The sequence below is a fragment of the Pseudomonas sp. ASL8 genome, from assembly GCF_056680355.1.
This window is the reverse complement of sequence record NZ_CM155278.1, coordinates 789,297-815,814: the sequence shown is the minus strand read 5'-3', so window position 1 is coordinate 815,814 and position 26,518 is coordinate 789,297. Positions and strand designations below refer to the sequence as shown.

The window sequence follows — 26,518 nt, the reverse complement described above, 5'->3', positions numbered from 1 at the left end:
AATATCCAAGCCAATGCTTGGATATTAGGCGTTGGCTGTCCACCTGTCGAGGGAATGAGAATGCACACAGATTCACTGACTGTTACCGCTTGGGGTGACTTGCTGCGAGGCAGAAACGGCGTGCTGGCGCTGGCACTGATGGGGGGCGTGGCGCTGCATGCGATCAACGTCCACATTGTCACTACGGTGTTGCCGTCAGTGGTGCAGGACATCGGAGGACTCGACTGGTACGCCTGGAACACCACGCTCTTCGTCGTGGCCTCTATTGTCGGTGCGGCGCTGTCCGTCTGGCTGCTGGCGGTGCTGGGTCAACGCGGAGCCTGCGTTGCGGCGCTGACGGTGTTCGCCGTGGGGTCGGCCGGTTGCGCACTCGCCACTTCAATGCCCTGGATGCTGGCAGGTCGCAGCGTGCAGGGTCTCGGTGGCGGCACTCTGGCGGCGCTGAGCTACGCGTTGATTCGGGTCGTGTTCGAGCCGCGCCTATGGCCACGCGCAGTGGCGCTGGTCTCTGGCATGTGGGGGGTGGCGACGCTATGCGGACCCGCATTGGGCGGGCTGTTCGCTCAGTCGGGCCATTGGCGCTGGGCGTTCTGGACGCTGCTGCCGGTGGCGCTGTTGCAAGGGCTGCTGGTGGTCGGGCAATTGCAGCCGATGGGTGAGCGGGAATCCTCCGTGGACAGCACGCCTCGCATTCCTTTCATGCAGATCGGGCTGCTGGCAACCTCCGTGCTGGCCATCGCTGCGGGCAGCTTGTCGGTGGCACTGATATGGCAGTGCCTTGGTGTCGTCGCTGGTCTGGCTTTGGGCATGAGTGCCATCGTGTGTGATCGGCGTGCCAGCGTACGCTTGCTGCCGGTCGGCGCGACCGCTCTCGGCACGTCGCTGGGCGCTGTTTATGCGAGCGTTGCTTTGCTGTTGATCGGCACCACGACGGAAATCTTCGTGCCTTATTTCCTGCAAAAACTGCAGGGCCTGACACCGCTGGCGGCAGGCTACCTGACTGCGGCGATGGCGGCAGGTTGGAGCATGGCATCACTGTTTTCGTCAGGCCACGGCGGTGTTACTGCCGCGCGTCTGTTGCGTGTCGGTCCACTGCTGTGTGCGGCCAGTCTGCTGGTGCTGGCAGTACTGATGCCGGCAGTCGACGACCTGCCTGCGGGTGTGCGCACACTTTTCTGCGGTCTGGCGCTGGCCGGTGTGGGGGCGGGCGTCGGCATTTGCTGGCCACATCTGCTGACCCGTGTTTTGACCCTGGCGCCACCCGGTGAAGGCGGCATGGCGTCTGCCGCAATCACCACGGTTCAACTGTACGGCATGGCCATAGGCGCGGCGGTCGCGGGATTGGTCGCAAATGCGGCAGGGCTCGGCGGGCAGGACGGCATCGCGGGCACGCAGTCGGCTGCCGTGTGGTTGTTCGCCAGTTTCGCTTTGGCACCGATGTTAGCCATGCTGCTTGCTCGCCGGATCGGTTAGCGACTAGACAGGCATGGAAGGCTCTAGCCTTGTTATCGACTCGACAGCAAGTTACATTAAATGAAACTTTCTGTTGAGTGATCGGCATGCAGCCAATCTCTACTCCCACGCAGCCTATGCGGCGACTGATGCGTGACCTGGCACGGCTCGCCAGTAAAGAACGCTACCTCTTCACGCCAGACGACCTAAGGGCGCTTGTGCCTGACCTTTCTGATGGTGCCTACAAAACGCTGTTGAGTCGGGCTGTATCGCAAGGGTATTTGGCTCGGGTGTGCAGGGGGCTGTACCTGTTTGAACCGGTAAATCCATCCGGCGGATTGGTGCTGTTTCATGCTGCGGCGAGGCTGCGCGCAACTCAGTTCAATTACATCAGCCTTGAAACGGCATTGAGTGATTCCGGGGTCATTTCGCAGATCCCGATTAATTGGATCACGCTGATGTCATCTGGGCGCAGCAGCAGGATTTCATGTGGTCGATGGGGGACCATCGAATTTGTGCACACCCGTCAAAAACCACAAGACCTGGTTCGCGACGTTCACTATGACTCGCGTTGCCGTTTATGGCGGGCAACCCCCAAACAGGCATTGCGTGACATGAAGGCCGCGAAGCGGAACATGGACTTAATCGATTGGAGCGTTGCCAATGAGTTTGTTTGATGAGCTGGTGGATGAAGCGCTTAAAAGCAAACAGGATTTGGCCCCGTTGCGGGTAGTTGTAGAAAAAGAACTGCTGCATCACGACATCATGCTGGCACTGAGTTCTGCAGGCATGCTCACCAAACTGACATTCATCGGAGGTACGTGCCTGCGAGCGTGCTACGGGTCCAACCGGCTGAGCGAGGATCTCGACTTCACGGGTGGGGCTGACTTCAATCGCGCGAGTCTGAGTGAGCTTGGTCGCGTACTGGTTGAAAGTCTGAAGACTAAATACGGCCTTGAAGTCGAGGTTGGCGACCCTGTTCGCGAGGAAGGTAATGTAGACACCTGGAAGCTGAAAGTTCAAACAAGGCCTGGGCGCAAGGATCTGCCTGCCCAGCGCATCAATATCGATGTGTGCTCCATTCCGAGCTACCAGCCACAGCCCATGCTGCTTCTAAATCCTTATGGGGTCGACATGGGGACGAGCGGTCTGATCCTGCAAGCGGAAACACGCGAAGAAATTTATGCCGACAAGATCGTTGCTTTTGCTTTGCGTCCCAATCGAATCAAGAACCGTGATCTCTGGGACATGGTGTGGTTGCGCCAGCAGGGGATAATGCCGCAACTGGACTTGATTGATAAAAAGCTCGCCGACCATCAGTGCGTATCCAAGTATTTCCTCGCCCTGTTCAAGGAGCGCACGGAGATGCTGGATTCCGAGCCAAAGGTAGTGACCGACTTTCGCAAAGAAATGAGTCGGTTTTTACCGGTTGAGCTGGTGACGCAAACTGTCAACCAAGCCGCATTCTGGACGTTTCTGGTCGGCCATATACGTGATTTATACGCATTGACCGAGAAAGCGCTCAACGGCGATGACTCCAGCGGTGTCTTCAAGATGTGATTTCGGACGATTGTCTAGACCGACTTTGTCTGCACGAAGGTGGGAAAGACGCCGGCAGAAACTTTGCGAAACGGTCACAGAACTCAAACCCCGGATACAACAAAGCCCGCACAAGGCGGGCTTCGTTGGTGCTTCGTTTGGTGGCGCCCGGCGGCACGGTCTGAAAGGGTGATTTGTTCAGCGCCTCTCTACGTGTTTTTTATTTTGAATCGACTTAACACACCTTGCATCACTGATGCTCGCTCCGAAAGATCCTTGGCAGCCAAAGCGCACTCATGTGAGTTGGATTGGTTTTGCTGGGTCACTTCATCGATCTGCTCAAGGCCGATACTGGCCTGCCGCAGACCGGAAGCCTGCTCGCTCGACGCCTGGTAAATCAGCGACACCAGGCTGGACACCGAGCTGGTGCCGCTGACAATGTTCTTCAGCGACTCGGCGGTGCGGCCAGCGATAATCATGCCGCGCTGAGTCTTGGTGGAGGAGTCGGCAATCAGCGCCGCTGTTTGCTGTGCTGCCTCGGCACTACGCGCTGCCAGGCTGCGCACCTCATCGGCCACCACGGCAAATCCGCGCCCAAGCTCTCCGGCTCTGGCGGCCTCGATCGCCGCATTCAACGCCAATAGATTGGTTTGTGCAGCGATGTTGTCGATAGTCGTGATGATCGCGGTGATGTCTTTGCCAGAGTTGTCGATCTCGGCCATGGCGGCGATCAACTCACTCATTAGTTTGTCGCTTTCGCCTGCGTCGGCCCGTGACGCCTGGGATTGCTCATCGGCTTTTTTGGCGTTGTCGGCGTTGTCTGTGGTCTGCGCGGCCATCTGCGTCATCACGGCGCTGATCTCGGTAATGGACGATGCAGAGTTGGACGCGCCATCGGACAACGACTGACTCAAGTCGGTGACCTGTGCGGAACTGCCGGTAATCCGGGTTGCACTGACCTGTACTTCGGAAATCAGGTTATTGAGATTGCTGACCATTTTCTCCAATGACTTGCCCAAGGTATCGTGCGGGGACGATAGCCTGACTTCCAGATCCAGATCCCCTTCGGAAATACGTTCGGCCACCCGAACCTGGCGCTGCAGGCTTTCCGACATTTCGTTCAGGGCAAAAGACAGCTGTCCCACTTCATCCTCGGATTGCTGAACCAGCCGGCGCGAGAAATCCCCCAAGCTGATGTTGGCGGCCAGTGCTGCGGCCTCGCGGATCGGCCCAACTATTTTCGCTGCGGCAAACCACAGCGCCACCAGGGCCAGCAGCGAAATCCCCAGCCCCACTGACACCTGCCAGACACTGCTGCTGGTGCTGCGCGACTGCAGCTCTTGCTCAAGGGCAATCGCCTGACTCATGACCACCGCTTTGGGCAGCCGAATCAGGATCGCCCAGGGTTTGCCTGTGCGTCCCAGCTGGATCGGCATCAGCACTTCGATGTCCTGAGTCTCCTTGTTGAGCAGGCCGTCACCGCGACCGCTCTGGATATCGCCCAAGGTCTTTTCCCAGCTCTTGGGTAACAGCGACTTGATGGACTGGCCGATAAGCTCGGTGCGTTGACTGTCTGCAACCACCAACCCCTGGTTGCTCAATATCGACACCGAGCCTTTGCCGCCATACAGGTCTGCAGACATCTGCTCGCTGAGCTTCTGAATGAAGGCAATGTCGAAGTCGGCGCCGACCACACCGTAGAACTTGCCATTGGCCACGATCGGCACCGACAAGGTGGTCAGCCAGACATTCTTGCCCTGCACCACATAAGGGATCGGGTCCAGCACGCTTTCCTTGAGGGTGTCGCGAGGGCCGGCATACCAGCCGCCCTTGGGCACACCATTGGGATGACGTTCCTGGGAGTCATACTCGACCAGCGGCTGCACCGCGACATGGCCGTCGGAACTGCGTGTCCAGTAAGGCGTGAAGCGTCCGGTCAGAGGGTTGTTACCCTCCTGCCCGTTGCGAAAAGCCTGATCCTGCCCGTCCAGCGCATCAGGCTCCCAGCATGAATAGGTGCCGTTAAAGTCAGGATTATCCTTTAGCACACTGAGCAACACGTTATTGATCTGCTCTCGCCCGAGTGAAAGCGGGCTTTGCAAGGTCTTGCTGGCAGCAAAGGTATTGGCCATGGTGCGTGCCGAATCCAATGCATTCTGCAACTTGGCCTGAATGGCGTTAGCCCTGGATTCGGCGAGGTTCTGCACTTCACGAATGGTCGACTTTTCAACAAGCGCCGACACTTCGCTGGCGACGTATTGGTCATTGGCCCTGGAAGAAAAAAGCCCATATGAAACCAGACTTGCCGACGAAACAAACAGGCATATACCTGCGGTGGTGCAAATCCTGGCTTGCAGTGATGTGAATTTCATGGTTTCCCCAGCTCGCTTTTGTTGTGACTAACGTCAAAAATGAAAGTGCCGAATGCACTTGCTCGCCCTGGCAGATAACGCTCAATCACTTGCTGCTTACACCCGACCTCCGGCGAAAGAGAAATACTCAGCGCAGGAGGTTCGCAGCGTGACAGCTAAGTAGTCAGGGTCCATTGACTTTAGTTTTACGGTGTTGGGAAATTCGGTGAGTGAGCGTTGCTCTAATACGCTCTACAGCCCGTCCCGTCTGATCGCCGGAACGACATTTGGCGTAGACATGGTTGGCACCGCGGCCGTATGGATATCCTCCCCACAGCCGGTTGCGCTAGACGTTGGTAGTCGGGGCAGCTCGGCCCGCGCATAACCTCCCCGACGTTAAAACCATTGATTCCGTATAAGTGATTCTCATCAAGTCTAAACAATAGGCGAGGGAGTCTATGTCACCCCGCACGCTATGTTCGTCTGTTAAATCACTCCATAACACACAGTATGCTACCTCCCGAAGACGAGCTGATACACTGACGTGGCTCAATAATTCAACCATATTTAATAGTATGTAAAAAAATTGTGAAAGCGTTTTTTTGCTTAACTAAATACCTGTTGCGTCAGCCGCGTACCCACTTAGATTAATGTAGAAATGTTAGCCGGCTAACATATAAATGTGCGGTTTTTATTTTCACGAAATTTTATACTTTAGTACTGGTTTTAAATTTCACACTGAAAAGGAAAGGTTCGGATGAACTCTGGTTTTTCGAAGAAAGTTAAGGTGCGAATGCAGTTAGACGGTCTTAAGTTTTGTACTTAAGTACGGTATTGGGTTGTTCTAAATAGCGTCCGGTCTCACCGCGCGCGCTGAGCACCGTCGTACGGCCTTAGCCTGTGGCGGAACAACGGCTGAGCACCCTTTTTCGTTCCGGTGGGCCACTGGCCGGCCCCACACCCACGACTGACTGGCCGGGTCTCATCGGAGTGGATGACGGGGTTTTCTAACAAACCGATCATTCATCAGATTAAACGGCGGCTGGAAAAACGCTCACGGCACGGGATGATTCTGCGAGCCAGGGGTTGGTGCCGGGAGGATCGGCGGTAAGCGGTTTGCGTTTGCTACGACGCTGATCGGAGTGGTCGCGCTTCCTGCGCGACAGGGCGGAACCTCCTGCCACGACCGCCTGAACCGATATTTTCCCAAGCCCCAGATACAACAAAGCCCGCACAAGGCGGGCTTCGTTGGTGCTTCGTTTGGTGGAGCCGGGGGGATTTGAACCCCCGTCCGCCAGTACTCCGCTTTCGGGACTACATGCTTAGCCGTGTCTATTAAGTTAACCCTCAGCGGCCCGACGGGCAGGGTGCATTGGGCGAGCTGTGTAATTTTTAGCCGATTCGTCCACAACATACTGCACGGCGATTCTGTTCTATATGACAATCACTTCGGGTTTACAGACATCCCCTAGTGATTGCTGGCGCCGAAGCGACCAGGAGGGAAGGGCTAAGGCTGCTTACGCAGCGAGAGCGTATTCCCCGTAGGTTTCGTCATTGGCAACTATAAGAAGTTGCAACAGTGGATTTACGAGTTCTGTTACCAACTCGGCATGCCCCTAGAGTTTCGCGACCGGCGTCGAATCCTAATCGGCCCCAATTACAACTGCTCTAGCAGTCAAGTGGTGAGTCTACCTCAATGCAGGGAGGACGTCGACTTTCTGTCAGGCGACGGGGTGAAACAGGCCAGCCCCAAGGCTGGCCTCGGCAATGCTTTTACCTGTCCTCACCCTTGTCAGCCTCTTCCAGCGCCTTTTCGGTCAGCTCGATGCATTTTTTATTGTCGCCAGCCGCTTTTGCGGCCATGGCTTCCTTTTGCGCTTCCTTGAGGTTCATCAGGGTGTCGTCGCCCATGTCGGTCGCGCCGGTAGTCAGGTCATCTTTGATCTGCTGCAGATTGGCGTCGCACAGATCATCAGCGGCAAATACCGGGGAAGCCAACAGGGCGGCGGTGAGGAACAATCCAGTGAGTGCAGTGCGCTTCATGTGTGTCTCCTTAGCCTGTGGACTCGGGATGGACGGTCTATGAGGCCGATGGCCCGAGCGCTGTGGTAAGCCCGGATCACTTCTGGGGAGGGCTTGAATAGATTGACTCTGGCGTAACGCAGGGGTTCTATTTTTTCTTGAGCTGTCTGTGAAAAAGCCATTCTTGCGACGTCTGGCGTCCTGACGGGGCGTGTAGGCCCCGTCAGGGAGGTTTTACGCCGACTTGGCTTGAGTCACTCGATCCACCAGATAAACCAGTCCGTGGTAATCGATACCGCCGTGTTGCGACAGGCCGATTTCACAGGTCCGGCTGGTGGAAATGCCTTCGTTGCAGTACTGCACCGCGTCTTTCAAGGTGCGCAATGAATGCGCGTTCAGTTCCGGCGTAGTGAAGCCCTTGTCGCCGGCAAAACCGCAGCAGTGGATGCCTTCGGGTATCACCACATTCTGGCTGCACAGGCGCGCCAGTTCGATCAAGGCCTGGCTCTCGCCCAAGTGTTGGGTGCTGCAGGTGACATGCACTGCGATGGCTTCCTGCTGGGGGGTGAAGTGCAGCTTGTCCAACAGGTGAGTGCGGATGAAACGCACCGGGTCGTACAGGTCCAGGCGCGTGTCTTTCAGGTCCTGAACCAGGCGCAGGGTGCATGGGCTGGTGTCGCAGTAGATCGGGTCGAGACCGCCGCGACTGGCCTTGATCAAGGCCGCGAGCAGTTCCTGGCGTTTGTCCTCGGCTTGCTCGTTGTAGCCTTTTGAGGCAAAGGGTTGCCCGCAGCACAGGCTGTCCTGATTGTCGGGGAAGACCACCTGATACCCGGCCTTCTCCAATAGCCCGCGGGTTTTGTCCAGCAGCGACATCTGTTCGCGGTCGCTCGCTGCGGGGCCCATGACGCGTGATACACACGCTGCCAGGTACACCACGCGTGGGCGCTGATCATCGATCGGTGGGCTGAAACGAATGGCCCGCTCCGGCTGCGGCATGGCGGCGGTCCACTGCGGCACGCGACCTGACGACGCCTTGCTCAGCGCTGCGGAGATTTTCGCCAGGCGTGGCGCGCCCAAGAGCATCCGCGCACCGTTGGCCACGTGCAGCGTGAAGCGCGCACCTTGCAGCGCGGTCTTGAAATTATGGGCCAGCCAGTCCGCAGTTTTGCCATGGGTCGCTTCGCGGCTGCGCAGCTTCTTCACCAACTCGCCGGTATTGATCCCGACCGGGCAACGTTGCGCACACAGCCCTGTCGCGGCACAGGTGTCGATGCCTTGATAGTGGTAGTCGCGTTCCAGATCAGTGGTGTCGATGCCCGCGCGTTTTTTCGCCTGGATATCGCGCCAGATCACGATGCGTTGTCGTGGGCTCAGCGTCAGCCCTTTGGACGGACAGACCGGCTCGCAAAACCCGCACTCGATGCATTTGTCGACGATCTCATCGGCGGCGGGCAGTGGCTTGAGGTGTTTCAAATGGATCTGCGGATCGGTGCTGAGCACCACGTCCGGGTTAAGGATGCCGTTAGGATCAAGCAGCCGTTTGAGCTGCCACATCAGTTGGTAGGCATCGCTGCCCCATTCCAGCTCGACAAAGGGCGCCATGTTGCGTCCGGTGCCGTGCTCGGCTTTCAATGAGCCGCCGAACTCTACGGCCACCAGTTGCGTGACGTCGTCCATGAACGCTTGATAACGGGCGACTTGCGAAGGGCTGTCGAACCCCTGAGTGAACACAAAGTGCAGGTTGCCTTCCAGCGCGTGGCCGAACAGGATCGCTTCGTCGTAGTGATGCTTGTCGAACAGCGCGATCAGTCGACGCACGCCAATCGCCAGTTGTTCGACCGGGAAGGTAACGTCCTCGATGATCACCGTGGTACCGGTTTTACGCACGGCGCCAACGGCGGGGAAAGTGTCTTTGCGAATCGCCCAGAGACGGGCGTTTTCCACGGGGTCTTCGGTAAAGTCGACCTGCTTCTCCACCGGGAATGAGGCCAGCGAGGCCATGATCTGCGCGAGCTGCTCATGCAGTAATGCCTGGGAGGCGGCGCGGGATTCGATCAGCAGGGCGCAGGCGTTTTCCGATAATTCGCGGACGAAGGCAGGCATGCCTGGTTTGTCCTGCACCGACCGCATGCTGCGCCGGTCCAGCAGTTCGACTGCGGCAACCGGTTGGCTTTTCAGGACGGTGACGGCGGTGCAGCAGGTTTCCACATCGGGGAACACGATCAGCGCCGATGCTTTGTACGGGTGGTCGATAACGGTGTCGTAAGTGACCGCGCTGATAAAACCGAGGGTGCCTTCGGAGCCGACCAGCAAGTGGCTGAGGATATCCAGTGGCTCATCGAAATCCACCAGGGCGTTGAGTGACAGGCCGGTGGTGTTTTTCAGGCGGTATTTGTGGCGAATCTTTGCGGCTAGTGTGCTGTTGGCACGTGTCTCGCGGCCGAGTCGGGTCAGCTGTTCCAGCAGGTCGGCATGGCTGTCGCGAAACGCGGCGACGCTGGCGGAGTCTTCGGTGTCCAGGCGGGTGCCGTCAGCCAATACCAGTCGAATCCCGGCGAGGGTGTGATAAGTGTTCTGCGCGGTGCCACAGCACATGCCGCTGGAGTTGTTGGCGACGATGCCGCCGATTTTGCAGGCGTTGATCGACGCCGGGTCCGGGCCGATCTTGCGCCCGAACGGTGCCAGCCAGGCATTCGCCTGAGCACCAATGACCCCCGGTTGCAGGCGGATCTGCGTGCCCTGACCGCGAATCTCTCTGCCGTTCCAGTTGTCGCCGAGCACGATCAGCACTGAATCGCTGATGGCCTGGCCGGACAAGCTGGTGCCCGCAGCCCGAAACGTCACCGGCACGCTTTCAGCTTGAGCCAGCTTGAGCAGCGCGACCACTTCGTCTTCGGACTCGACGCGGATCACCAGTTTCGGGATCAGCCGGTAGAAGCTTGCATCAGTGCCGAAGGCCAGGGTTGAAAGCGGGTCGTCGAAGCGTCTGTTCTTGGGAATCAGTCGCTCGGCTTCGCGCAGGAATACAGCGGGCAGGCTCATGCATCCTCCAGAATCAGTACCACCAGATCTTTCGGGCCGTGGGCGCCGTAAGCCAGGATCTGTTCAATATCAGCGGTTTTTGATGGGCCGGACACCAGCAGTGCGTTGGTCGGCATGCCGGCTGCCCATTTCTGTTTTTGCTGAACCTGATAAAAGTTGTCGTAGATTTCGCTGGCCTTGAGCAGGGCGAAATGCACGGGCGGCACCAGACTCATCAAACGCGGCTCTTCGCGGGTCGGCCATAGAATCAGGCTGCCGGTGGCAGCAATGGCGCCCAGGGTGGTGGTGAAGCTGGCGGGGGTGTCGTCGAACAGCTCGGTTTTCCACGCCTCTACCGGACGGTCATAGGCCTTGAGCGGCGGTAACTCGGGGTGCACGGTCCAATGTTCGCTGACGCGTCGACCGTGAGGCGTGCTCGGGGCGATCAACAGGCTCGGCAATTGGCGGTCATGCACCAATTGTCCGAGCAGCTCCGGCCAGCCCTGTTCGGTGCTGAGATGGATTTCGGTGTGCACGGCTTCCATCAGTTTGCGCAACTGCGCGAGCCGTTGTTCCGGCGCGTAACTCCACGGGGTGGTCACCAGCTCTTCGTCGAAGTTGTCGGTGATCGGCGTGGCACCGGTCAGGCTGTGGCGCAGCTTGTTGAGGATGTTTTGCTTGGCGCTCATCGCTTGGCTCCCGGTTGCTTCTCTATCGACTGATTATCTGTCGACTGCTTGGCCAAATGTTCACGGGCCAGCTCATGCAGCGAGCGGGCTGCCGGTTTCGGTGCGCTGTGATTCTGCGTCCACGGGCCGATGTTGCTTGGGGTCAAATTGCGCAGGCGGGTCGCGAAAAAGCCGAACACGCGGTACAGCGCCGGCGAGCTATTGAGGCGCGACCAGGCATTCCAGATAAAGCGTTCTGTGCGTGAGTATTTGCTGCCTTGACCACGCATGACTTTATTCGGCGCGTCCGGCGATTTGACGTTTTCTTCGCGCAGGCGACGCAACAGGGCCGGGATCGGAATCTTCACCGGGCAGACTTCGCCGCAGGCGCCGCACAACGACGAAGCGCTGGGGTGGTCCGGGACTTTGTTCAGGCCGACCATGTGCGGGGTGATGATTTTACCGATGGGGCCTGGGTACACCTCGCCATAGGCATGGCCGCCGATGCGGGTATAGACCGGGCAGTGGTTCATGCAGGCGCCGCAGCGGATGCAGTTCAGGGTCTGGCGCAGTTCACTGTCGGCGAACGCCTGGCTGCGGCCGTTATCGAGCAGCACCAGGTGCACTTCTTGCGGGCCATCCAGTTCATCGGCCTTGCGTGGGCCGGAGATCATGTTGACGTACGTGGTGATGGGGATGCCCAGCGCCGAGCGGGTCAACAGCGACAGCAGTGGGACGGTGTCACGCAGGTTCTCGACGACTTTTTCGATGCCGGTCACGGCGATATGCACCGGCGGAACCGTGGTGCACATGCGGCCGTTGCCTTCGTTTTCGACCAGCAACAGGGTGCCGGTTTCAGCCACGGCGAAGTTGACGCCGGAGACGCCGATGTCGGCTTCGAAGAATTTTTGGCGTAGCACTTTGCGACCGATCTGGATCAGTTTGTCGACGTCTTTGGTGTAGTCCACGCCCAGTTTTTCGTGGAACAAGGTGCCCACCTGGCCGGCGTTTTTGTGAATCGCTGGCATGATGATGTGCGACGGCTTCTCGTGGTCGAGCTGGACGATGTATTCGCCCATGTCCGATTCCAGGCATTCAACGCTACGGGCTGCGAGGAAATCATTCATTTCCATTTCTTCGCTGACCATCGACTTGCCCTTGATCACTTGCCGGGCTTCATGAGCCTCGACGATCGAGAGGACAATGTCATTGGCTTCTTCTACCGTTTCCGCCCAATGCACCTTCACGCCATTACGGGTCAGGTTTCGTTCCAGCTGTTCAAGCAAATCGGGCAGCTTGGACAGGGCGCGCGCCCGAATCGCATTGCCCAGGGTGCGCAGACGTTCACGCTCGTCGGCATCGCTGAACGCGGCTGCGCGCTTGGTCATCAGCGAGTCCATGGCGGTGCGGAAGTTGTTGCGCAGTTGGCTGTCGCCCAAGGCTTTGTGGGCTCGGGCGCGGAAGTCTTCGTGTATCTCAACGGTGGGGATCAGTGTTTGCGTGCTCATTGTCCACCTCCGGTGCGTTGCCACAGGAAACTGGCCACGTGTTGGCCGCGTAGCGATTCCCGTTGTTTTTCCAGCGAGCCGTTGATGTTCATCAAGCAGCCGCAGTCGGCGGTCACTACCTGATGCGCGCCCGACTCTTTTAACGCACGTGTCTTGTCCGCGACCATGGCCCCGGAAATATCCGGCATGCGCACGCTGAACGTCCCGCCAAAACCACAGCATTCACTTTCGTGACTGTGGTCTACCCGCTCGACGTTGCTCATCTGGGACAACAGTTCCCGGACGTGCAAATGCGTATTCATTTCCCGGCGTGCCGAGCAGGACGTATGCAGCGCCACCTTGATCGGTGCGCCACTGTCCTGGAGCTTCACTTTGCACACGAACAGCAGAAACTCCGCCAGTTCATAGGTGCGGGCGGCCAGGGCATGGACCTGCTTCAAGGTTTCCGGCTCGTCCTTGAACAAGTCCGGGTAGTGCTCGCGCAGCATGCCGGCGCATGAGCCGGAAGGTACGACCACCGGGTAATCACCCGAGAACAATGCCAGTTGCGCACGCGCGACTTCACGCGCCTGATCGGTGTAACCGGAGGTGTAAGCAGGTTGTCCGCAGCAGCTTTGCCCCTGGGGGAATTCGACCCGAATGCCTTCGCGTTCGAGCAGGTGAATCGCGTCCATGCCGGCTTCCGGGTAAAACAGGTCGACCACGCAGGTGCCGAACAGGTAGACCCGCTCAGGTTTTACGTCAGGGTAGTGCCGTGGTTCGGCCTGTGGCGGTGCGACGCGGGTCGCATTAGGTACGGCGTTGTAATAGAGCTCGCTCATCAGGCGTTTCTCCGGGTGGTCCCGGTTATCCGTCCAGCGCCGCGGTCGAAAGATGCATCGTCTTAGCTTTCAACCGCTTTGCAGACCCGGTCATGAATGGTTGACGCCGGGGGTTAGCCCGGCGCCAGGTCGTTGCGGGTGTGGATGCTGTTAGTGAACCAGCATGCCGGTGAACCAATAAGCCTGAGCCAGGGTGATGCAGCCGACGATGGTGGCAAAGAACAGACTGTGTTTGAGGGTGAAGCGGAACAGGTCGGATTCTTTGCCCACCAGGCCAGTGGCGGCGCAGGCAACAGCAATCGACTGTGGTGAAATCATTTTGCCGGTCACGCCACCGGTGGAGTTCGCGGCCACCATCAGCACATCGCTAACACCGACCTGGTGCGCGGTCGTTGCCTGCAATGAGCCAAACAGCGCGTTGGAGGAGGTATCGGAACCTGTCAGGAACACGCCCAGCCAGCCAAGGAACGGCGAGAAGAACGGGAACGCAGCGCCCGTGGATGCCAGAACCAGTGCAAGCGTGGTGGACATGCCGGAGAAGTTCATCACGAAGGCGAACGCCAACACCATGCCAATGGACACGATGGCCCAGCGCAGTTCAAAGAGGGTTTCTTTGAAAGTGGTCAGACCGGTTTTGACCCCGATTCGCAACACCAGCATCGACAGCAATGCGGAGATCAGAATCGCAGAGCCGGAAGCGGCGATCAGGTCGAACTTGAACACGGCTGGCATGGCGGTCTGGTTGGCGACGATAGGCGCGACCTTGAACACCAGTTGGTCCAGATGCGGGATGGCAAAGTTCATGGTCCATGCCTGCATCGCACCACCGGCGGCGAACATTGCCTTGAACGGCTTAAGCGTCCAGATGGTGACGATGACGGTCAGAATCAGGAAGGGTGACCACGCTTTGAAAATCTGGCCCAAGGTGTATTCAGACTTGATCGACGTGCGTGGCAGACCGAAGCCGCCAGCGCTGGCGACTACTGGGCCAGTCGGGGTAGCACCGGCCATTTGCGCGCCAGCGGTACGTTTAGGCTGCCAGACTTTGAGGAACAGAGTCAGGGCAATCAGGCTGAGCAGCGCCGAAGTGATGTCCGGCAGTTCAGGGCCGATGAAGTTCGAGGTAAGGAACTGGCTGGCGGCGAAGGTAAAACCTGCGACCAGAGCGGCTGGCCAGGTTTCCTTGACGCCGCGCATGCCGTCCATCATGAACACCAGCCAGAATGGTACGAACAGCGACAGCAACGGCAATTGACGGCCGGCCATGGCGCCGATCTTGAACGCGTCGATCCCCGAAACCTGGCCCGCCACGATGATCGGAATACCCAATGCGCCGAAAGCGACCGGGGCCGTGTTGGCAATCAGGCACAACCCGGCGGCATAGAGCGGGTTGAAGCCCAGGCCCACCAGCAATGCTGCAGTAATCGCCACTGGCGCACCGAAACCTGCCGCACCTTCAAGGAAGGCGCCAAAGCAGAAGGCGATCAGCAGCACTTGCAGGCGCGGGTCGTCGGTGATGGTCAGGACCGAGCTGCGGATAATCTCGAACTGACCACTTTTAACCGTCAGTTTGTAGAGGAATACCGCTGCGATGATGATCCAGGCAATCGGCCAGACGCCATAGGCGAACCCGTATCCGGCGGCTGCAACGGCCATATCAGCTGGCATTTTGAAGGCGAAGATCGCTATCAGTACCGATAACAGCAGCGTAATGGTGCCTGCAACATGACCCTTTAGCCGGAACACAGCCAAGGCCATGAAGAAAAACACGATGGGAATAACTGCGGCGATAGCGGAGAAGCCAAGGCTGCCGAGTGGGGTATAGAACTGTTGCCAGGTTTGCATATGGGGTGGCCCCTAATTGTTGTTGGTCAGGCCCGATGTTCCGTATCGCAAGATCGCAGCTCGTTGTCGACGGCCCGCACGCTACATCGTGGTCGTCGAATCGAGGCTGACGAACAAGTCGCACAGCTCACCAGCTCAAGCCTTTCGCTATGACGAGAGGTCTTGCGGCGTCGTGGATAGTGGCCACTGAACGCCGGCATTGGATAATTGGTAATACCAATTTACAATGTCTGGACGCTAGGTTAAAAGCCTAGCTATTGGTGTGTCAATTTGCCCTTCTAATACTTTCGTCGATTTGCGAAAAAATTTGCATTGATGTGGCATTTGCAGCTGAACCTGAAGGGTGTCGGCGCGGCGGCAATCGGCGAGAATAGGCGGTCCCGACAGATGATCGGGGAGGTGGAGTGAGTTATGGGGTTTGATCAGGTGCGTCAGCGCCGTTTGTCTGACGATATTGTCGAGCAACTGGAAGGGATGATTCTCGAAGGCACATTGAAGTCTGGAGAGCGCTTGCCTGCCGAGCGTGCGTTGGCAGAACAGTTTGGTGTCTCGCGCCCATCCTTGCGTGAGGCGATTCAAAAGCTTACGGCCAAAGGTTTGTTGATCAGCCGCCAGGGCGGTGGCAATTACGTGGTCGAGAATCTGGGGTCGACATTCAGCGATCCGTTGCTGCATTTGCTGGAAAGCAATCCGGATGCTCAGCGCGATCTGCTTGAGTTCCGCCATACGCTGGAAGCTTCGTGCGCGTATTACGCAGCCTTGCGCGCGACGGACGTCGACCGTGAGCGGCTGCGGGCGGCCTTTGATTTATTGCAGGACTGTTATTCGCGGGTCGGCGAAGTCAGTCGGGCCGAGGAGGGCGCTGCCGATGCGAGCTTCCATCTGGCCATCGCTGAAGCAAGCCATAACGCGGTGCTACTGCACACGATTCGGGGGCTGTTCGATCTGCTCAAGCGTAATGTCGTGACCAACATCGGTGGCATGTACAAGCAACGCACGGAGACTCGCGACATGCTGATCAGTCAGCACCGTGAGCTGTACTTGGCGATTATCGAAGGCCGTGCGGAAGGTGCGCGCGAAGTTGCCAGCCGCCATCTGCTCTATGTGCAGGAGGTGCTGGAAGAGGTGCGGCAACAAGTGCAGCGCACGGCGCGGGCGGAGAGGCGTAACGGGATGTGAGGGCTGGCCCGGACTATTTTGCGAACAAATTCGCTCTCACAGAGATTACGTATCCTCCGTGAGAGCGAATTTACTCGCACATGAAGCGCCGCAGTGCGTCAGGCAACTCGCACATGCGAGCTGTCAGTCGTCCTTGCCCTTGGTGCGAACCGCACGTTGCAGCTCGCGATCAGAGTCGCGTTCACGCTCGGTGTGGCGCTTGTCGTATTCCTTCTTGCCTTTGCCCAGTGCGATCTCACACTTGATCAAGTGCGCTTTCCAGTAAATGGAAAGGGCCACGCAGGCATAGCCTTTCTGCTGAACCGCAGTGTTGAGCTTTTCGAGCTCGCGCTGGTTGAGCAGCAGTTTTCGGGTACGTGTAGGGTCAGCGATGACGTGCGTGCTGGCGGCCGCGAGCGGCGTGATATGGCAGCCCATGAGCCAGGCCTCGCCATCCTTGAGCAGCACATAGCTGTCAACCAGCTGCACCTTGCTAGCACGCATACTCTTTACTTCCCAGCCAGCCAGGACCAGACCGGCCTCGAACTTATGTTCGATGAAGTAATCGTGACGCGCCTTTTTATTTTGCGCGATGGTCCCTGTGGGGTGTTTCTTGAGCTTAGCCATAGGGGACGCATTATAGGGAGACAACGCGCTGTCGGCTACGGTGAAGCTGCGTGCTTGAGCAGCTTGATTGAATCCCGGACAATGCGGCCTCTTTTTTCAACGGTTGAGCGTGTTAACGATGTCGACGGACAAGGTTTCTGTCCACGGCGGCTGGGCGAGCCGCTGGGTGTTCATTCTCGCAGCGACCGGTTCTGCGGTGGGTCTCGGCAGCATATGGAAGTTTCCCTACATGGTCGGCGTCTATGGCGGCGGCGCTTTCGTGTTGGTATTTCTGGCCTGTATTGCCTTGATCGGTGTGCCGGTGATGCTCGCCGAAACGCTGATTGGCCGGCGCGCCCGGCAAAGTCCGGCCAACGCCTTGAAGGTGTTGGCGCTCGAGGCGGGGCATTCGACGCGTTGGTCCTGGGGGGCATTCGCCGGAATGATCACGGCGTTGCTGATCCTGTCCTTCTATAGCGTGGTGGGTGGCTGGTCGCTGGATTACATCATTGATATGGGGCGTGGCGATTTCCAGGGTGTTGCGTCCGATCAAGTGGGGGCTTACTTCGGCAAGGTCATCGCCGACCCTTGGCGCCTGACCTTGTGGCACACGGTGTTCATGCTGCTTTCTGCGGTGGTGATCGCCAAAGGCGTGGTTGCAGGGCTTGAGCGCAGCCTGCGGATCATGATGCCGTTGCTCTTTATCCTGATGGTGATCTTGTTGGGTTATAGCCTGACGACCGGACACTTCATGGAGGGCGTGCATTTCATGTTCGACTTCGACGTGTCGAAGCTGCTAGATGGCCTGTTGCCCGCGATGGGACATGCCTTCTTTTCGCTGAGCGTGGGCGTAGGGTCGATCATGATTTACGGCGCGTATATGCCGAAGAACTCCTCGATCTCCGGGACCATCGTCGGTGTGGCGTTGCTCGATACGTTTGTTTCGTTGTTGGCAGGCCTGGCGTTGTTTCCGATTGTGTTTGCGGCGGGCCTGAACCCCAGCGAAGGCCCGGGCCTGATGTTCGTGACCTTGCCATTTGCGTTTGGCAACGTGGCGTTCGGCCAACTGATGGGCGTAATCTTCTTCGTGCTGGTAGCAGTCGCGGCCTGGAGTTCGGCTATTTCTTTGCTTGAGCCAATGGTGGCTTACCTGATCGAACGGACTAAGATTCGCCGCGGCTGGGTGACATTCTGGCTGGCGTTTATCTGCTGGTTCGTGGGTTTGGGCACGGTGTTTTCGTTCAATATCTGGGAACAGGCCAAGTTTTTCGTGAACGATGCCGGTGTATTTCACCTCTACCAATGGGGCGCGGTGGGGGGGCTGAACTTCTTTGGGGTTATCGATTTTTTCACCTCGCGGATCATGTTGCCGCTGGGTGGGTTCTGTTTTGTGGTTTTTGCAGGTTGGGTGATGGGCCGTGAGGCGGTGCGTGATGAGTTGTCGATGCGCAGCCCGGTGCTTTTCGCTTTGACGTTCTTTTTGATGCGCTATGTGGCGCCGTTCGGCATTCTTGTTGTGTTTGCCGCTCAGCTTTGGAAGTGACGCTGACATGACTACCCATATTCAACGCTCTGCCCTGTTGCCTTACCCGGCCCAGGCACTTTATGACCTGGTAAATGACGTCGCGCACTACTCGGAATTTTTGCCGTGGTGCTCATCGGCGGTGATATTGGACGCCAGTGAGGGCCATATGCGCGCTCGGGTCGAAATAGCCAAGGGTGGTCTCAAACAGCATTTCGTGACGCGAAACACGCTGGTGCCTGGGCAGTCGATCGAGATGAATCTTGAGGAAGGGCCGTTCAACCAGTTACACGGGGTTTGGGTGTTCAAGCCGTTGGGAGAAAAGGCCTGCAAGATCAGCCTGGACCTGTCATTCGATTACGCTGGCCCCATCGTGCGCGCAACGTTAGGGCCGCTGTTCAATCAGGCGGCCAACACTTTGGTCGACGCTTTTTGCCAGCGGGCAAAACAGCTGGATGGTTAAGCCGCCGATTGGAATCGAAGTGGTTTACGCCGCAATAGATCGTCAGGTGTTGCTCGGCGTTGACGTGGCATCGGGCTCGACGGTGCGCGATGCGCTGCGGGCTTCCGGGATCGGCCAGCACTTTCCTGAGTTGAATCTTGAGCATTGTCCCGTAGGTATTTTCGGCAAAGTGCTGAGCAATGCCGAAACCCAAGTGCTGGCGGCGGGTGATCGAATAGAAATTTATCGTCCTTTGCTGGCTGATCCAAAAGAGGTTCGCCGGTTGCGTGCGGCCAAGGCTGCCCTGGCCAGGATAAAAAGCGATTCGCAATAATCTGTTTTTGAACCCGTAGACGCAAAAAAACCCGGCATGCCGGGTTTTTTTGAAGACGCTGGTGGCTGCTTTTCGCAACTACCGCGGCGATGGTTCCAGAGGTTCCTGAGTGGGTACTGGAGCAGATTCGCTCTTGTCCACGTCATCCTGGATCTGCTTGAGCAATGAGCCAGGTTTAGGCGCCTCTTCGGCTTTAGGCTGCTCACCCTGGACGGGCGCAGCGGACGTATCGCTATTCTTGCCAAGAATGGCCTCGTCACGACTCACGCCAGGCATGAAGTCACCGGAAAGGCTGACGAGCTGATCATTGCTATTAAAGACAATGGTCATGCGTTCTTGTTGGCGTTCACCGCCCCCAGGTTGCAGGCTATACAGGTAATCCCAGCGATCGGCATGAAACGTATCGGTCAGCAGAGGGTTACCCATGATAAACCGTACTTGCCGACGGGTCATTCCGGGGCGTAACTGGTTTATCATGTCCTGCGTGACGACATTGCCCTGCTGGATGTCGATTTTGTAAACCCCGGGGAATGAACAACCGGCGAGTGCGAGCAGTCCCACAAAGGTGAAACTGGTTAGCAGGTGCTTGGTGTTTTGCATCGGTGGGCGACTTCCACTATCTTGGCTGGGACAACGTAAACCCCGATCATACCCGCATTAAGAGAAGCTGCGAAGCAGCATCCGCGAGAAAGCTGACCATGGTTGAAAATAGCGAACTGCGTAAAGTCGGACTAAAAGTGACCCTGCCACGGGTCAAAATTCTACAGATGCTCGATTCTGCTGAGCAGCGTCACATGAGTGCTGAGGATGTTTACAAAGCACTCATGGAAGCGAACGAGGACGTGGGGCTGGCTACGGTTTACCGTGTACTGACTCAGTTTGAAGCCGCCGGGCTGGTGGTTCGCCACAATTTCGACGGCGGTCATGCAGTCTTCGAGCTGGCCGACGGCGGCCACCACGACCATATGGTCAACGTGGAATCCGGCGAGGTGATCGAGTTCTTCGAAGAAGAAATCGAGAAGCTTCAGAAGGCGATTGTCGAGAAGCACGGTTACGAGTTGGTGGACCACAACTTGGTGCTCTACGTGCGCAAGAAGAAGGTGTAAACCTTCCGACGGCCATAATAACGAAGGCGACCTCAGGGTCGCCTTTGTGCTTTCTGTTACCTGATTTTTATACAGCTATCGCGGACAGGCACCATGCGCCCCTTGCTCCACGGTTTTTATTCGGGTGATCAAACCTTGGCGGTGAGGACCATTTTTTTCGCGTGGGCCAATGACTCTTTGGTGAGATCAATGCCGCCGAGCATGCGTGCAACTTCCTCGACGCGTTCGGTTTTGCTGAGCTTGGACACGGCGGTGCGAGTGGCGTCGCTGTCACGTACCTTGTGTACGAACAGATGCTGGTGGCCTTGCGCTGCGACCTGCGGCAAATGCGTGACGGTCATGACTTGCCCGCGCTCGCCTAAACGACGCAACAGCTGACCGACAATCTCTGCGGTCGGCCCGCCAATCCCGACATCGACTTCGTCGAACACCAGCGTCGGCACTCGCGAGGTTTGTGCGGTAATGACCTGAATCGCCAGGCTGATCCGCGACAGCTCGCCACCCGACGCGACCTTGGCCAGCGCCTTCAGCGGTTGCCCAGGGTTAGCGCTTACCAATAACTCGACCTGCTCCAGACCATTGGGCAGTAATTCTTTGCTGGTATTGGGCCGCAGTTCGATGCTGAACCGCCCACCAGGCATGCCCAAACGTTGAATTTCCTGCTCCACGGCACTGGCCAGAGTCGGCGCTGAACCTTGACGTAGATCACTCAATTCGCGAGCTTTGTCCTGATAATGTCGAGCATAGGAGGACAATTCATTCTCCAGACGCTCGATGGCTTCATCGTTTGCATTCAAGGTTTCGATTTCGTCCAGCAGCTTTTGCTGGAGCGCGGCGACGTCGGTGGGCTGAATGCGGTGTTTGCGGGCCAGGGTGTAGATCGCATCGAGACGTTCTTCAAGTTGCTGCAGCCGCGCCGGGTCGGCATCGAAGTGATCGAGAAAGCGGTTCAGTTCGCCCACCGCTTCTTCGACCTGAATCTGCGCGCTGGACAGCAGGCTGGCGGCTTCGCACATGGCAGTCGGTGAGCTGTTGATGCCAGACAGACGATTGAGGCTGGCGGTCAGTGCGTTCAGGACGTTGCCCGAGTCGTTTTCGCTGCATTGTTCAACGACCTGACGGCAGATGCTCAGCAGGCTTTCGGCATTGGTCAGGGTTTTGTGTTCCTGCTCCAGCTGATCCAGTTCGTTTTCGCCAAGGCTGAGGCTTTCCAGTTCTTCGAGTTGATAGCTGAGCAATTGATGGCGCGAGCGTTGTTCATCGCCTGAATTGGCGAGGCGCTCCAGTTCTTGCCGGGTCTGGCGCCAGCGCTGTGCCGCCAGATGTACTTGGCGCGCCAGGTCGGTAGCGCCCGCGTATTCGTCAAGCAGACGGCGATGGGTGTCCGTCTTGAGCAATGACTGATGTTCATGCTGACTGTGAATATCGATCAGGAATTCGCCGAGCGCTTTCAAGTCACCTTGAGGGCAGGGCGAACCATTGATGTAGGCCCGCGAACGACCCTCTGCGGTGATAACCCGGCGCAGGATGCACGGCCCCTCATTGTCCAGGTCTCGTTCTGCGAGCCAGGCGCGGGCCTCGGGGATATCGGTCAGGTCGAACGTGGCAAGAATATCGGCCTTGTCGGCACCGGGGCGGACCACACCGCTGTCGGCGCGATCACCCAATGTCAGGCCGAGAGCATCGAGCATGATTGATTTGCCGGCACCGGTTTCGCCAGTGATCACGCTCATGCCTCGGTCCAGCTCGAGATCGAGATGTTCGACGATGGCGTAGTTATGTACTGACAGGTGCACCAGCATAGAGGCGGCTCCCAAGCTATTTGTCTGGTTATTTATACAGTGTTTTGCTTTCTGCTGACAATGCCCTGTCTTAGCTCGATTTGCTTGAATTACGGCTTTTTTTAGTCCGCTATGTGATTTGGTCGCGTGTGGTCCGGGCTGAGGGCGAAGCGGGTTCTTGATGAAAATGGACGTTATTGTGCTTTTGGTTGCACTTGAAGCTGGAAATTAAGACCCCATATAGCGGGACAGAAGCGCGAGTTGAGCTCGCGGACGTTATTGAAAGGAGAAATCTATGGCTGACGAACAGAATCTGGATACGCAGACTCAGGATCAGGCCGCTGGTGCGGCTTCGGTTGATGACGTGATAGCGCGTGTGCAAGTGCTTGAAGAGCAATTGGCTGCTGCGCAGGATCAGTCTCTGCGAGTTGCTGCGGATCTGCAGAATGTCCGCCGTCGCGCCGAGCAGGATGTCGAGAAGGCTCATAAATTCGCACTGGAAAAATTTGCGGGTGATTTGCTGCCGATCATCGACAGCCTTGAGCGCGGCCTGGAATTGTCCAACCCGGACGACGAAAGTATCCGTCCGATGCGTGAAGGGATCGAGCTGACGCTGAAAATGTTTCAGGACACCCTCAAGCGTTATCAGTTGGAAGCGATTGATCCACACGGCGAACCCTTCAACGCCGAGCATCATCAGGCGATGGCCATGCAAGAGAGTGCCGACGTTGAGCCTAACAGCGTGCTCAAGGTGTTCCAGAAGGGTTATCAGCTCCACGGTCGCCTGTTGCGTCCGGCGATGGTTGTGGTCAGCAAGGCGGTTTCGCCTGTTAGACCATCGATTGATGAGCAGGCTTGAAATCAGCCGTCAGGCCCCCATTTAGAAGTCATGCGTTTAAGAGCTACCGCAATGTGTGAACGCAGTTGCGGCATCCAAATTTAAAATTTCCGGAGAAAGTTAACATGGGCAGAATCATCGGTATCGACCTGGGGACCACCAACTCCTGCGTCTCTATTCTCGAAAACGGCAAAGTAAAAGTTATTGAAAACGCTGAAGGCACTCGCACCACGCCTTCGATCATCGCGTACGCCAACGATGGCGAAATTCTGGTTGGCCAATCGGCCAAGCGTCAGGCAGTGACCAATCCGCACAACACCCTGTATGCGGTGAAGCGTTTGATCGGTCGTCGCTTCGACGAAGAAGTTGTGCAGAAAGACATTCAGATGGTCCCTTACAAGATCGTCAAGGCTGATAACGGCGATGCATGGGTCGAAGTCAACGGTCAGAAAATGTCTCCTCCTCAGATTTCGGCTGAAATCCTGAAGAAGATGAAGAAGACTGCTGAAGACTATCTGGGCGAAACAGTCACTGAAGCGGTCATCACCGTTCCGGCCTATTTCAACGATAGCCAGCGTCAAGCCACCAAAGATGCCGGTCGCATCGCGGGTCTGGACGTCAAGCGCATCATCAACGAACCCACCGCAGCCGCTCTGGCTTACGGTATGGACAAAGCGAAGGGCGATCACACTGTTATCGTCTACGACTTGGGCGGCGGTACGTTCGACGTTTCGGTTATCGAAATCGCTGAAGTCGATGGCGAGCACCAGTTCGAAGTACTGGCTACCAACGGCGATACGTTCCTGGGTGGTGAAGACTTCGATATCCGTCTGATCGACTACCTCGTTGACGAATTCAAGAAAGAAAGCGGCATGAACCTCAAGGGTGACCCGCTGGCGATGCAGCGCCTGAAAGAAGCCGCTGAAAAAGCCAAGATCGAGCTGTCCTCCAGCCTGCAGACCGACGTTAACCTGCCGTACATCACTGCAGACGCAACCGGTCCTAAGCACTTGAACGTGAAAATCTCTCGCGCCAAGCTGGAATCGCTGGTTGAAGACCTGGTTCAACGCACCATCGAACCTTGCCGTATTGCACTCAAGGATTCGGGCATCGACGTAGGCAAAATCGACGACGTGATTCTGGTCGGCGGTCAGACGCGTATGCCGCTGGTACAGAAGCTGGTGACTGAGTTCTTCGGTAAAGAAGCACGTAAAGACGTGAACCCGGACGAAGCTGTTGCCATGGGTGCTGCTATCCAGGGTGCGGTACTGGCTGGCGACGTGAAAGACGTGTTGCTGCTTGACGTTAGCCCGCTGACCCTGGGTATCGAAACCATGGGTGGCGTGATGACTGCGCTGATCGAGAAAAACACCACGATTCCTACCAAGAAATCGCAAGTGTTCTCGACTGCCGATGACAACCAGGGCGCGGTAACCATTCACGTGCTGCAAGGCGAGCGTAAGCAAGCGACTCAAAACAAGTCGCTGGGCAAGTTCGACCTGGCCGAGATTCCACCTGCTCCACGTGGCGTCCCGCAAATCGAAGTGACCTTCGACATCGATGCCAACGGCATTCTTCACGTAGGTGCTCAAGACAAGGCGACTGGCAAGAAGCAGTCGATCGTGATCAAGGCCAACTCCGGTCTGTCTGAAGAAGAAATTCAGCAGATGGTGCGTGATGCTGAAGTCAACGCTGAAGAAGATCGCAAGTTCGAAGAACTGGCCTCTGCCCGTAACCAGGGTGATGCGCTGGTCCACTCGACACGCAAAATGATCAGCGATGCTGGCGAAAAAGTGACTGCGGAAGAAAAAACCGCCGTCGAAGCTGCTCTGACTGCTCTGGAAGCGGCCATCAAAGGCGACGACAAAACAGTCATCGACGCCAAGGTAGAGGAACTGTCCAAGGTTTCCGCGCCAATCGCTCAGAAAATGTACGCCGAAGCCGAGAAGCCGGAAGCCGCTGGTCAGCCTGCTGACGAAGCCAAAAAGCCTGACGACGTCGTTGATGCAGAGTTTGAAGAAGTGAAAGACCACAAGTAAGCGCAGGCTCACTTGCAAGCCGGTTGACTGCATTCAAGCGGTGGCTGGTAGGATGTCGCCGCGCGGGAGCTTGCTCCCGCGTTGGCGTGTCTGGAATAGACGAATTTTCAAGCTTGGGGGTTTTGGCCCGCAAGCGATGCGGCAAAGTCGACATGCTCCTGCATGTGGCTTGTTTTGCTGCTTCTCTCGGTCAGTGAACTGGCCGTAGAGCCAAGACCGGAATCGTTGAATCGACGTGAGTTGAGTCCGGGCCTGTATTGGGCTCAACGAGTTTGGCAAGACTCAGGAGGGTTTTGTCGGACGTCCTCAAGAGTGCATAAGACTTATGGCTAAGCGTGACTATTACGTGATTTTGGGTGTGGAGCGTGACACCAGCGAGGCGGACCTGAAGAAGGCTTATCGCCGACTCGCGATGAAGCACCACCCGGACCGCAACCCAGACGACAAAGCGTCCGAAGACATGTTCAAAGAGGCCAACGAGGCCTATGAAGTGCTTTCCGACACCAGCAAGCGCGCGGCCTACGATCAGTACGGTCATGCCGGCGTAGACCCGAGCATGGGTGGCGGCGGTGCAGGTTTCGGCGGCTCGAACTTCTCCGATATTTTCGGCGACGTGTTCAGTGATTTCTTCGGTGGCGGCCGTGGCGGTGCTCGCGGTGGTGCTCAGCGCGGCAGCGATTTGCGTTACACCCTTGAGCTGAATCTCGAAGAGGCTGTGCGCGGCACGACCGTCAGTATTCGTGTGCCGACGCTGGTCAATTGCAAGCCATGCGATGGCTCCGGCGCGAAGAAGGGCTCGGCGCCCATTACCTGCCCGACGTGCGGCGGTATTGGTCAGGTGCGCATGCAGCAAGGTTTCTTCTCGGTGCAGCAAACCTGCCCGCGCTGCCATGGCCACGGCAAGATCATTTCCGATCCGTGCGACGCATGTCGCGGCGAAGGCCGGGTCGAAGAGTTCAAGACTCTGTCGGTGAAAGTGCCGCCAGGTGTCGATACGGGTGATCGCATTCGTCTTTCCGGTGAAGGCGAGGCGGGTACTCAGGGCGGGCCGACGGGTGATCTGTATGTCGTGATCAACGTTCGCGAGCACGCGATTTTCCAGCGCGACGGCAAGCACCTGTACTGCGAAGTGCCGATCAGCTTTGCTGATGCAGCGCTGGGTGGCGAATTGGAAGTGCCGACGCTGGATGGCCGGGTCAAGCTGAAAATCCCCGAAGGTACTCAGACCGGTAAGCAGTTCCGTCTGCGTGGCAAGGGTGTGGCGCCGGTACGTGGTGGTGGTGCAGGCGACTTGATGTGTCGCGTTGCGGTCGAAACTCCGGTCAATCTGGGGCGTCGTCAGCGTGAATTGCTTGAAGAGTTCCGTGCTTCGCTCGAAGGCGACAGTTCGCATTCACCCAAGGCCAGCGGTTGGTTTGAAGGTGTGAAACGCTTCTTCGGCGATTTGTAAGGGCTAACAGGT

General features: G+C 57.5%; 20 protein-coding genes, 1 other RNA gene and 2 pseudogenes. 11 read left to right on the top strand and 12 right to left on the bottom strand.

What is annotated here, in order from left to right; translation table 11 throughout:
- Positions 1-60 precede the first annotated feature (60 nt).
- The 3 genes from AC1MEA_RS03825 (at position 61) to AC1MEA_RS03815 (ending at position 3,012) form a co-directional block, all read left to right on the top strand.
- Positions 61-1,473: an MFS transporter gene (locus tag AC1MEA_RS03825; RefSeq protein ID WP_480916775.1), complete on the top strand. Its 1,413-nt coding sequence runs from the start codon at positions 61-63 to the stop codon at positions 1,471-1,473.
- Between the two features lie 128 nt (positions 1,474-1,601).
- Positions 1,602-2,129, top strand: coding sequence for a type IV toxin-antitoxin system AbiEi family antitoxin (abiEi, locus tag AC1MEA_RS03820; RefSeq protein ID WP_480916774.1), 528 nt, complete (start codon positions 1,602-1,604; stop codon positions 2,127-2,129).
- Entirely contained in the window at positions 2,116-3,012 is an 897-nt protein-coding gene (locus AC1MEA_RS03815) for a nucleotidyl transferase AbiEii/AbiGii toxin family protein (RefSeq protein WP_480916773.1), read from the top strand. Before abiEi ends, AC1MEA_RS03815 begins: the two co-directional genes overlap by 14 nt.
- Positions 3,013-3,200: 188 nt before the next feature.
- On the opposite strand, the pseudogene AC1MEA_RS03810 reads toward AC1MEA_RS03815, so the two are convergent.
- The 9 genes and pseudogenes from AC1MEA_RS03810 to AC1MEA_RS03770 form a co-directional block, all read right to left on the bottom strand.
- Positions 3,201-3,719 (bottom strand): annotated as a pseudogene (locus AC1MEA_RS03810) (methyl-accepting chemotaxis protein); the annotation flags it as partial.
- A gap of 429 nt (positions 3,720-4,148) precedes the next feature.
- Positions 4,149-5,123 (bottom strand): annotated as a pseudogene (locus AC1MEA_RS03805) (PDC sensor domain-containing protein); the annotation flags it as partial.
- Between the two features lie 1,480 nt (positions 5,124-6,603).
- Positions 6,604-6,997: a transfer-messenger RNA gene (ssrA, locus tag AC1MEA_RS03800) on the bottom strand.
- A 118-nt stretch (positions 6,998-7,115) separates the two neighbouring features.
- Positions 7,116-7,385 (bottom strand): hypothetical protein, encoded by a 270-nt coding sequence (locus AC1MEA_RS03795; protein ID WP_219063857.1) that lies wholly within the window; start codon positions 7,383-7,385, stop codon positions 7,116-7,118.
- A 213-nt stretch (positions 7,386-7,598) separates the two neighbouring features.
- Complete coding sequence (locus AC1MEA_RS03790; protein ID WP_480916772.1) at positions 7,599-10,409, bottom strand: FAD-binding and (Fe-S)-binding domain-containing protein; 2,811 nt, start codon at positions 10,407-10,409, stop codon at positions 7,599-7,601.
- Complete coding sequence (locus AC1MEA_RS03785) at positions 10,406-11,077, bottom strand: LutC/YkgG family protein (RefSeq protein ID WP_480916771.1); 672 nt, start codon at positions 11,075-11,077, stop codon at positions 10,406-10,408. The genes AC1MEA_RS03790 and AC1MEA_RS03785 overlap by 4 nt, the downstream gene beginning before the upstream one ends.
- A complete protein-coding gene (locus AC1MEA_RS03780; protein WP_480916770.1) occupies positions 11,074-12,564 on the bottom strand; it encodes a LutB/LldF family L-lactate oxidation iron-sulfur protein in 1,491 nt (496 codons plus the stop codon). The genes AC1MEA_RS03785 and AC1MEA_RS03780 overlap by 4 nt, the downstream gene beginning before the upstream one ends.
- On the bottom strand, positions 12,561-13,385 hold the full coding sequence (locus tag AC1MEA_RS03775; protein WP_219063853.1) for a (Fe-S)-binding protein: 825 nt from the start codon (positions 13,383-13,385) through the stop codon (positions 12,561-12,563). Before AC1MEA_RS03775 ends, AC1MEA_RS03780 begins: the two co-directional genes overlap by 4 nt.
- A 150-nt stretch (positions 13,386-13,535) precedes the next feature.
- Positions 13,536-15,230, bottom strand: a complete 1,695-nt coding sequence (locus AC1MEA_RS03770; RefSeq protein ID WP_219063852.1) for a lactate permease LctP family transporter — start codon at positions 15,228-15,230, stop codon at positions 13,536-13,538.
- Positions 15,231-15,641: 411 nt separating this feature from the next.
- Between AC1MEA_RS03770 and AC1MEA_RS03765 the strand changes: the two genes are divergently transcribed.
- The gene (locus tag AC1MEA_RS03765) at positions 15,642-16,409 is read left to right on the top strand and encodes a GntR family transcriptional regulator (protein WP_219063851.1); all 768 of its coding nucleotides are present in this window, start codon (positions 15,642-15,644) and stop codon (positions 16,407-16,409) included.
- Between the two features lie 123 nt (positions 16,410-16,532).
- On the opposite strand, the gene smpB is transcribed toward AC1MEA_RS03765, so the two are convergent.
- Positions 16,533-17,015, bottom strand: a complete 483-nt coding sequence (gene smpB / locus AC1MEA_RS03760) for an SsrA-binding protein SmpB (RefSeq protein WP_219063850.1) — start codon at positions 17,013-17,015, stop codon at positions 16,533-16,535.
- Between the two features lie 118 nt (positions 17,016-17,133).
- On the opposite strand from smpB, the gene AC1MEA_RS03755 reads away from it, so the two are divergent.
- From AC1MEA_RS03755 to AC1MEA_RS03745, 3 genes are read left to right on the top strand one after another with little or no spacing between them, the layout of a single operon-like run.
- Positions 17,134-18,537, top strand: coding sequence for a sodium-dependent transporter (locus AC1MEA_RS03755; protein ID WP_480916769.1), 1,404 nt, complete (start codon positions 17,134-17,136; stop codon positions 18,535-18,537).
- Between the two features lie 7 nt (positions 18,538-18,544).
- Positions 18,545-18,979, top strand: coding sequence for a type II toxin-antitoxin system RatA family toxin (locus AC1MEA_RS03750; protein ID WP_480916768.1), 435 nt, complete (start codon positions 18,545-18,547; stop codon positions 18,977-18,979).
- Positions 18,972-19,292: an RnfH family protein gene (locus tag AC1MEA_RS03745; protein ID WP_480916767.1), complete on the top strand. Its 321-nt coding sequence runs from the start codon at positions 18,972-18,974 to the stop codon at positions 19,290-19,292. The genes AC1MEA_RS03750 and AC1MEA_RS03745 overlap by 8 nt, the downstream gene beginning before the upstream one ends.
- Positions 19,293-19,370: 78 nt before the next feature.
- Here the strand turns inward: AC1MEA_RS03745 and AC1MEA_RS03740 are convergent, their stop codons facing one another.
- Positions 19,371-19,892, bottom strand: a complete 522-nt coding sequence (locus tag AC1MEA_RS03740) for an outer membrane protein assembly factor BamE (RefSeq protein ID WP_480916766.1) — start codon at positions 19,890-19,892, stop codon at positions 19,371-19,373.
- Positions 19,893-19,990: 98 nt separating this feature from the next.
- Here AC1MEA_RS03740 and fur point away from each other — a divergent pair, with 98 nt between their 5' ends.
- Complete coding sequence (gene fur, locus AC1MEA_RS03735) at positions 19,991-20,398, top strand: ferric iron uptake transcriptional regulator (RefSeq protein ID WP_219063845.1); 408 nt, start codon at positions 19,991-19,993, stop codon at positions 20,396-20,398.
- A 128-nt stretch (positions 20,399-20,526) separates the two neighbouring features.
- Here the strand turns inward: fur and recN are convergent, their stop codons facing one another.
- Positions 20,527-22,200 (bottom strand): DNA repair protein RecN, encoded by a 1,674-nt coding sequence (gene recN, locus AC1MEA_RS03730; RefSeq protein ID WP_449634835.1) that lies wholly within the window; start codon positions 22,198-22,200, stop codon positions 20,527-20,529.
- Positions 22,201-22,474: 274 nt separating this feature from the next.
- Here recN and grpE point away from each other — a divergent pair, with 274 nt between their 5' ends.
- The 3 genes from grpE to dnaJ all read left to right on the top strand — a co-directional run bounded on the left by grpE (position 22,475) and on the right by dnaJ (position 26,506).
- The gene (gene grpE, locus AC1MEA_RS03725) at positions 22,475-23,038 is read left to right on the top strand and encodes a nucleotide exchange factor GrpE (RefSeq protein ID WP_219063843.1); all 564 of its coding nucleotides are present in this window, start codon (positions 22,475-22,477) and stop codon (positions 23,036-23,038) included.
- Between the two features lie 104 nt (positions 23,039-23,142).
- Complete coding sequence (gene dnaK / locus AC1MEA_RS03720; protein ID WP_219063842.1) at positions 23,143-25,056, top strand: molecular chaperone DnaK; 1,914 nt, start codon at positions 23,143-23,145, stop codon at positions 25,054-25,056.
- Between the two features lie 325 nt (positions 25,057-25,381).
- Entirely contained in the window at positions 25,382-26,506 is a 1,125-nt protein-coding gene (gene dnaJ / locus AC1MEA_RS03715; RefSeq protein ID WP_219063841.1) for a molecular chaperone DnaJ, read from the top strand.
- The last annotated feature ends 12 nt before the right edge of the window (positions 26,507-26,518 follow it).

What these genes read in the sequence shown, in the direction of transcription:
- AC1MEA_RS03825 (WP_480916775.1), top strand. Translation starts at nt 61, where the DNA reads ATGCACACAGATTCACTGACTGTTACCGCTTGGGGTGACTTGCTGCGA.
- abiEi (WP_480916774.1), top strand. Translation starts at nt 1,602, where the DNA reads ATGCGTGACCTGGCACGGCTCGCCAGTAAAGAACGCTACCTCTTCACG.
- AC1MEA_RS03815 (WP_480916773.1), top strand. Translation starts at nt 2,116, where the DNA reads ATGAGTTTGTTTGATGAGCTGGTGGATGAAGCGCTTAAAAGCAAACAG.
- AC1MEA_RS03795 (WP_219063857.1), bottom strand. Translation starts at nt 7,385, where the DNA reads ATGAAGCGCACTGCACTCACTGGATTGTTCCTCACCGCCGCCCTGTTG.
- AC1MEA_RS03790 (WP_480916772.1), bottom strand. Translation starts at nt 10,409, where the DNA reads ATGAGCCTGCCCGCTGTATTCCTGCGCGAAGCCGAGCGACTGATTCCC.
- AC1MEA_RS03785 (WP_480916771.1), bottom strand. Translation starts at nt 11,077, where the DNA reads ATGAGCGCCAAGCAAAACATCCTCAACAAGCTGCGCCACAGCCTGACC.
- AC1MEA_RS03780 (WP_480916770.1), bottom strand. Translation starts at nt 12,564, where the DNA reads ATGAGCACGCAAACACTGATCCCCACCGTTGAGATACACGAAGACTTC.
- AC1MEA_RS03775 (WP_219063853.1), bottom strand. Translation starts at nt 13,385, where the DNA reads ATGAGCGAGCTCTATTACAACGCCGTACCTAATGCGACCCGCGTCGCA.
- AC1MEA_RS03770 (WP_219063852.1), bottom strand. Translation starts at nt 15,230, where the DNA reads ATGCAAACCTGGCAACAGTTCTATACCCCACTCGGCAGCCTTGGCTTC.
- AC1MEA_RS03765 (WP_219063851.1), top strand. Translation starts at nt 15,642, where the DNA reads ATGGGGTTTGATCAGGTGCGTCAGCGCCGTTTGTCTGACGATATTGTC.
- smpB (WP_219063850.1), bottom strand. Translation starts at nt 17,015, where the DNA reads ATGGCTAAGCTCAAGAAACACCCCACAGGGACCATCGCGCAAAATAAA.
- AC1MEA_RS03755 (WP_480916769.1), top strand. Translation starts at nt 17,134, where the DNA reads ATGTCGACGGACAAGGTTTCTGTCCACGGCGGCTGGGCGAGCCGCTGG.
- AC1MEA_RS03750 (WP_480916768.1), top strand. Translation starts at nt 18,545, where the DNA reads ATGACTACCCATATTCAACGCTCTGCCCTGTTGCCTTACCCGGCCCAG.
- AC1MEA_RS03745 (WP_480916767.1), top strand. Translation starts at nt 18,972, where the DNA reads ATGGTTAAGCCGCCGATTGGAATCGAAGTGGTTTACGCCGCAATAGAT.
- AC1MEA_RS03740 (WP_480916766.1), bottom strand. Translation starts at nt 19,892, where the DNA reads ATGCAAAACACCAAGCACCTGCTAACCAGTTTCACCTTTGTGGGACTG.
- fur (WP_219063845.1), top strand. Translation starts at nt 19,991, where the DNA reads ATGGTTGAAAATAGCGAACTGCGTAAAGTCGGACTAAAAGTGACCCTG.
- recN (WP_449634835.1), bottom strand. Translation starts at nt 22,200, where the DNA reads ATGCTGGTGCACCTGTCAGTACATAACTACGCCATCGTCGAACATCTC.
- grpE (WP_219063843.1), top strand. Translation starts at nt 22,475, where the DNA reads ATGGCTGACGAACAGAATCTGGATACGCAGACTCAGGATCAGGCCGCT.
- dnaK (WP_219063842.1), top strand. Translation starts at nt 23,143, where the DNA reads ATGGGCAGAATCATCGGTATCGACCTGGGGACCACCAACTCCTGCGTC.
- dnaJ (WP_219063841.1), top strand. Translation starts at nt 25,382, where the DNA reads ATGGCTAAGCGTGACTATTACGTGATTTTGGGTGTGGAGCGTGACACC.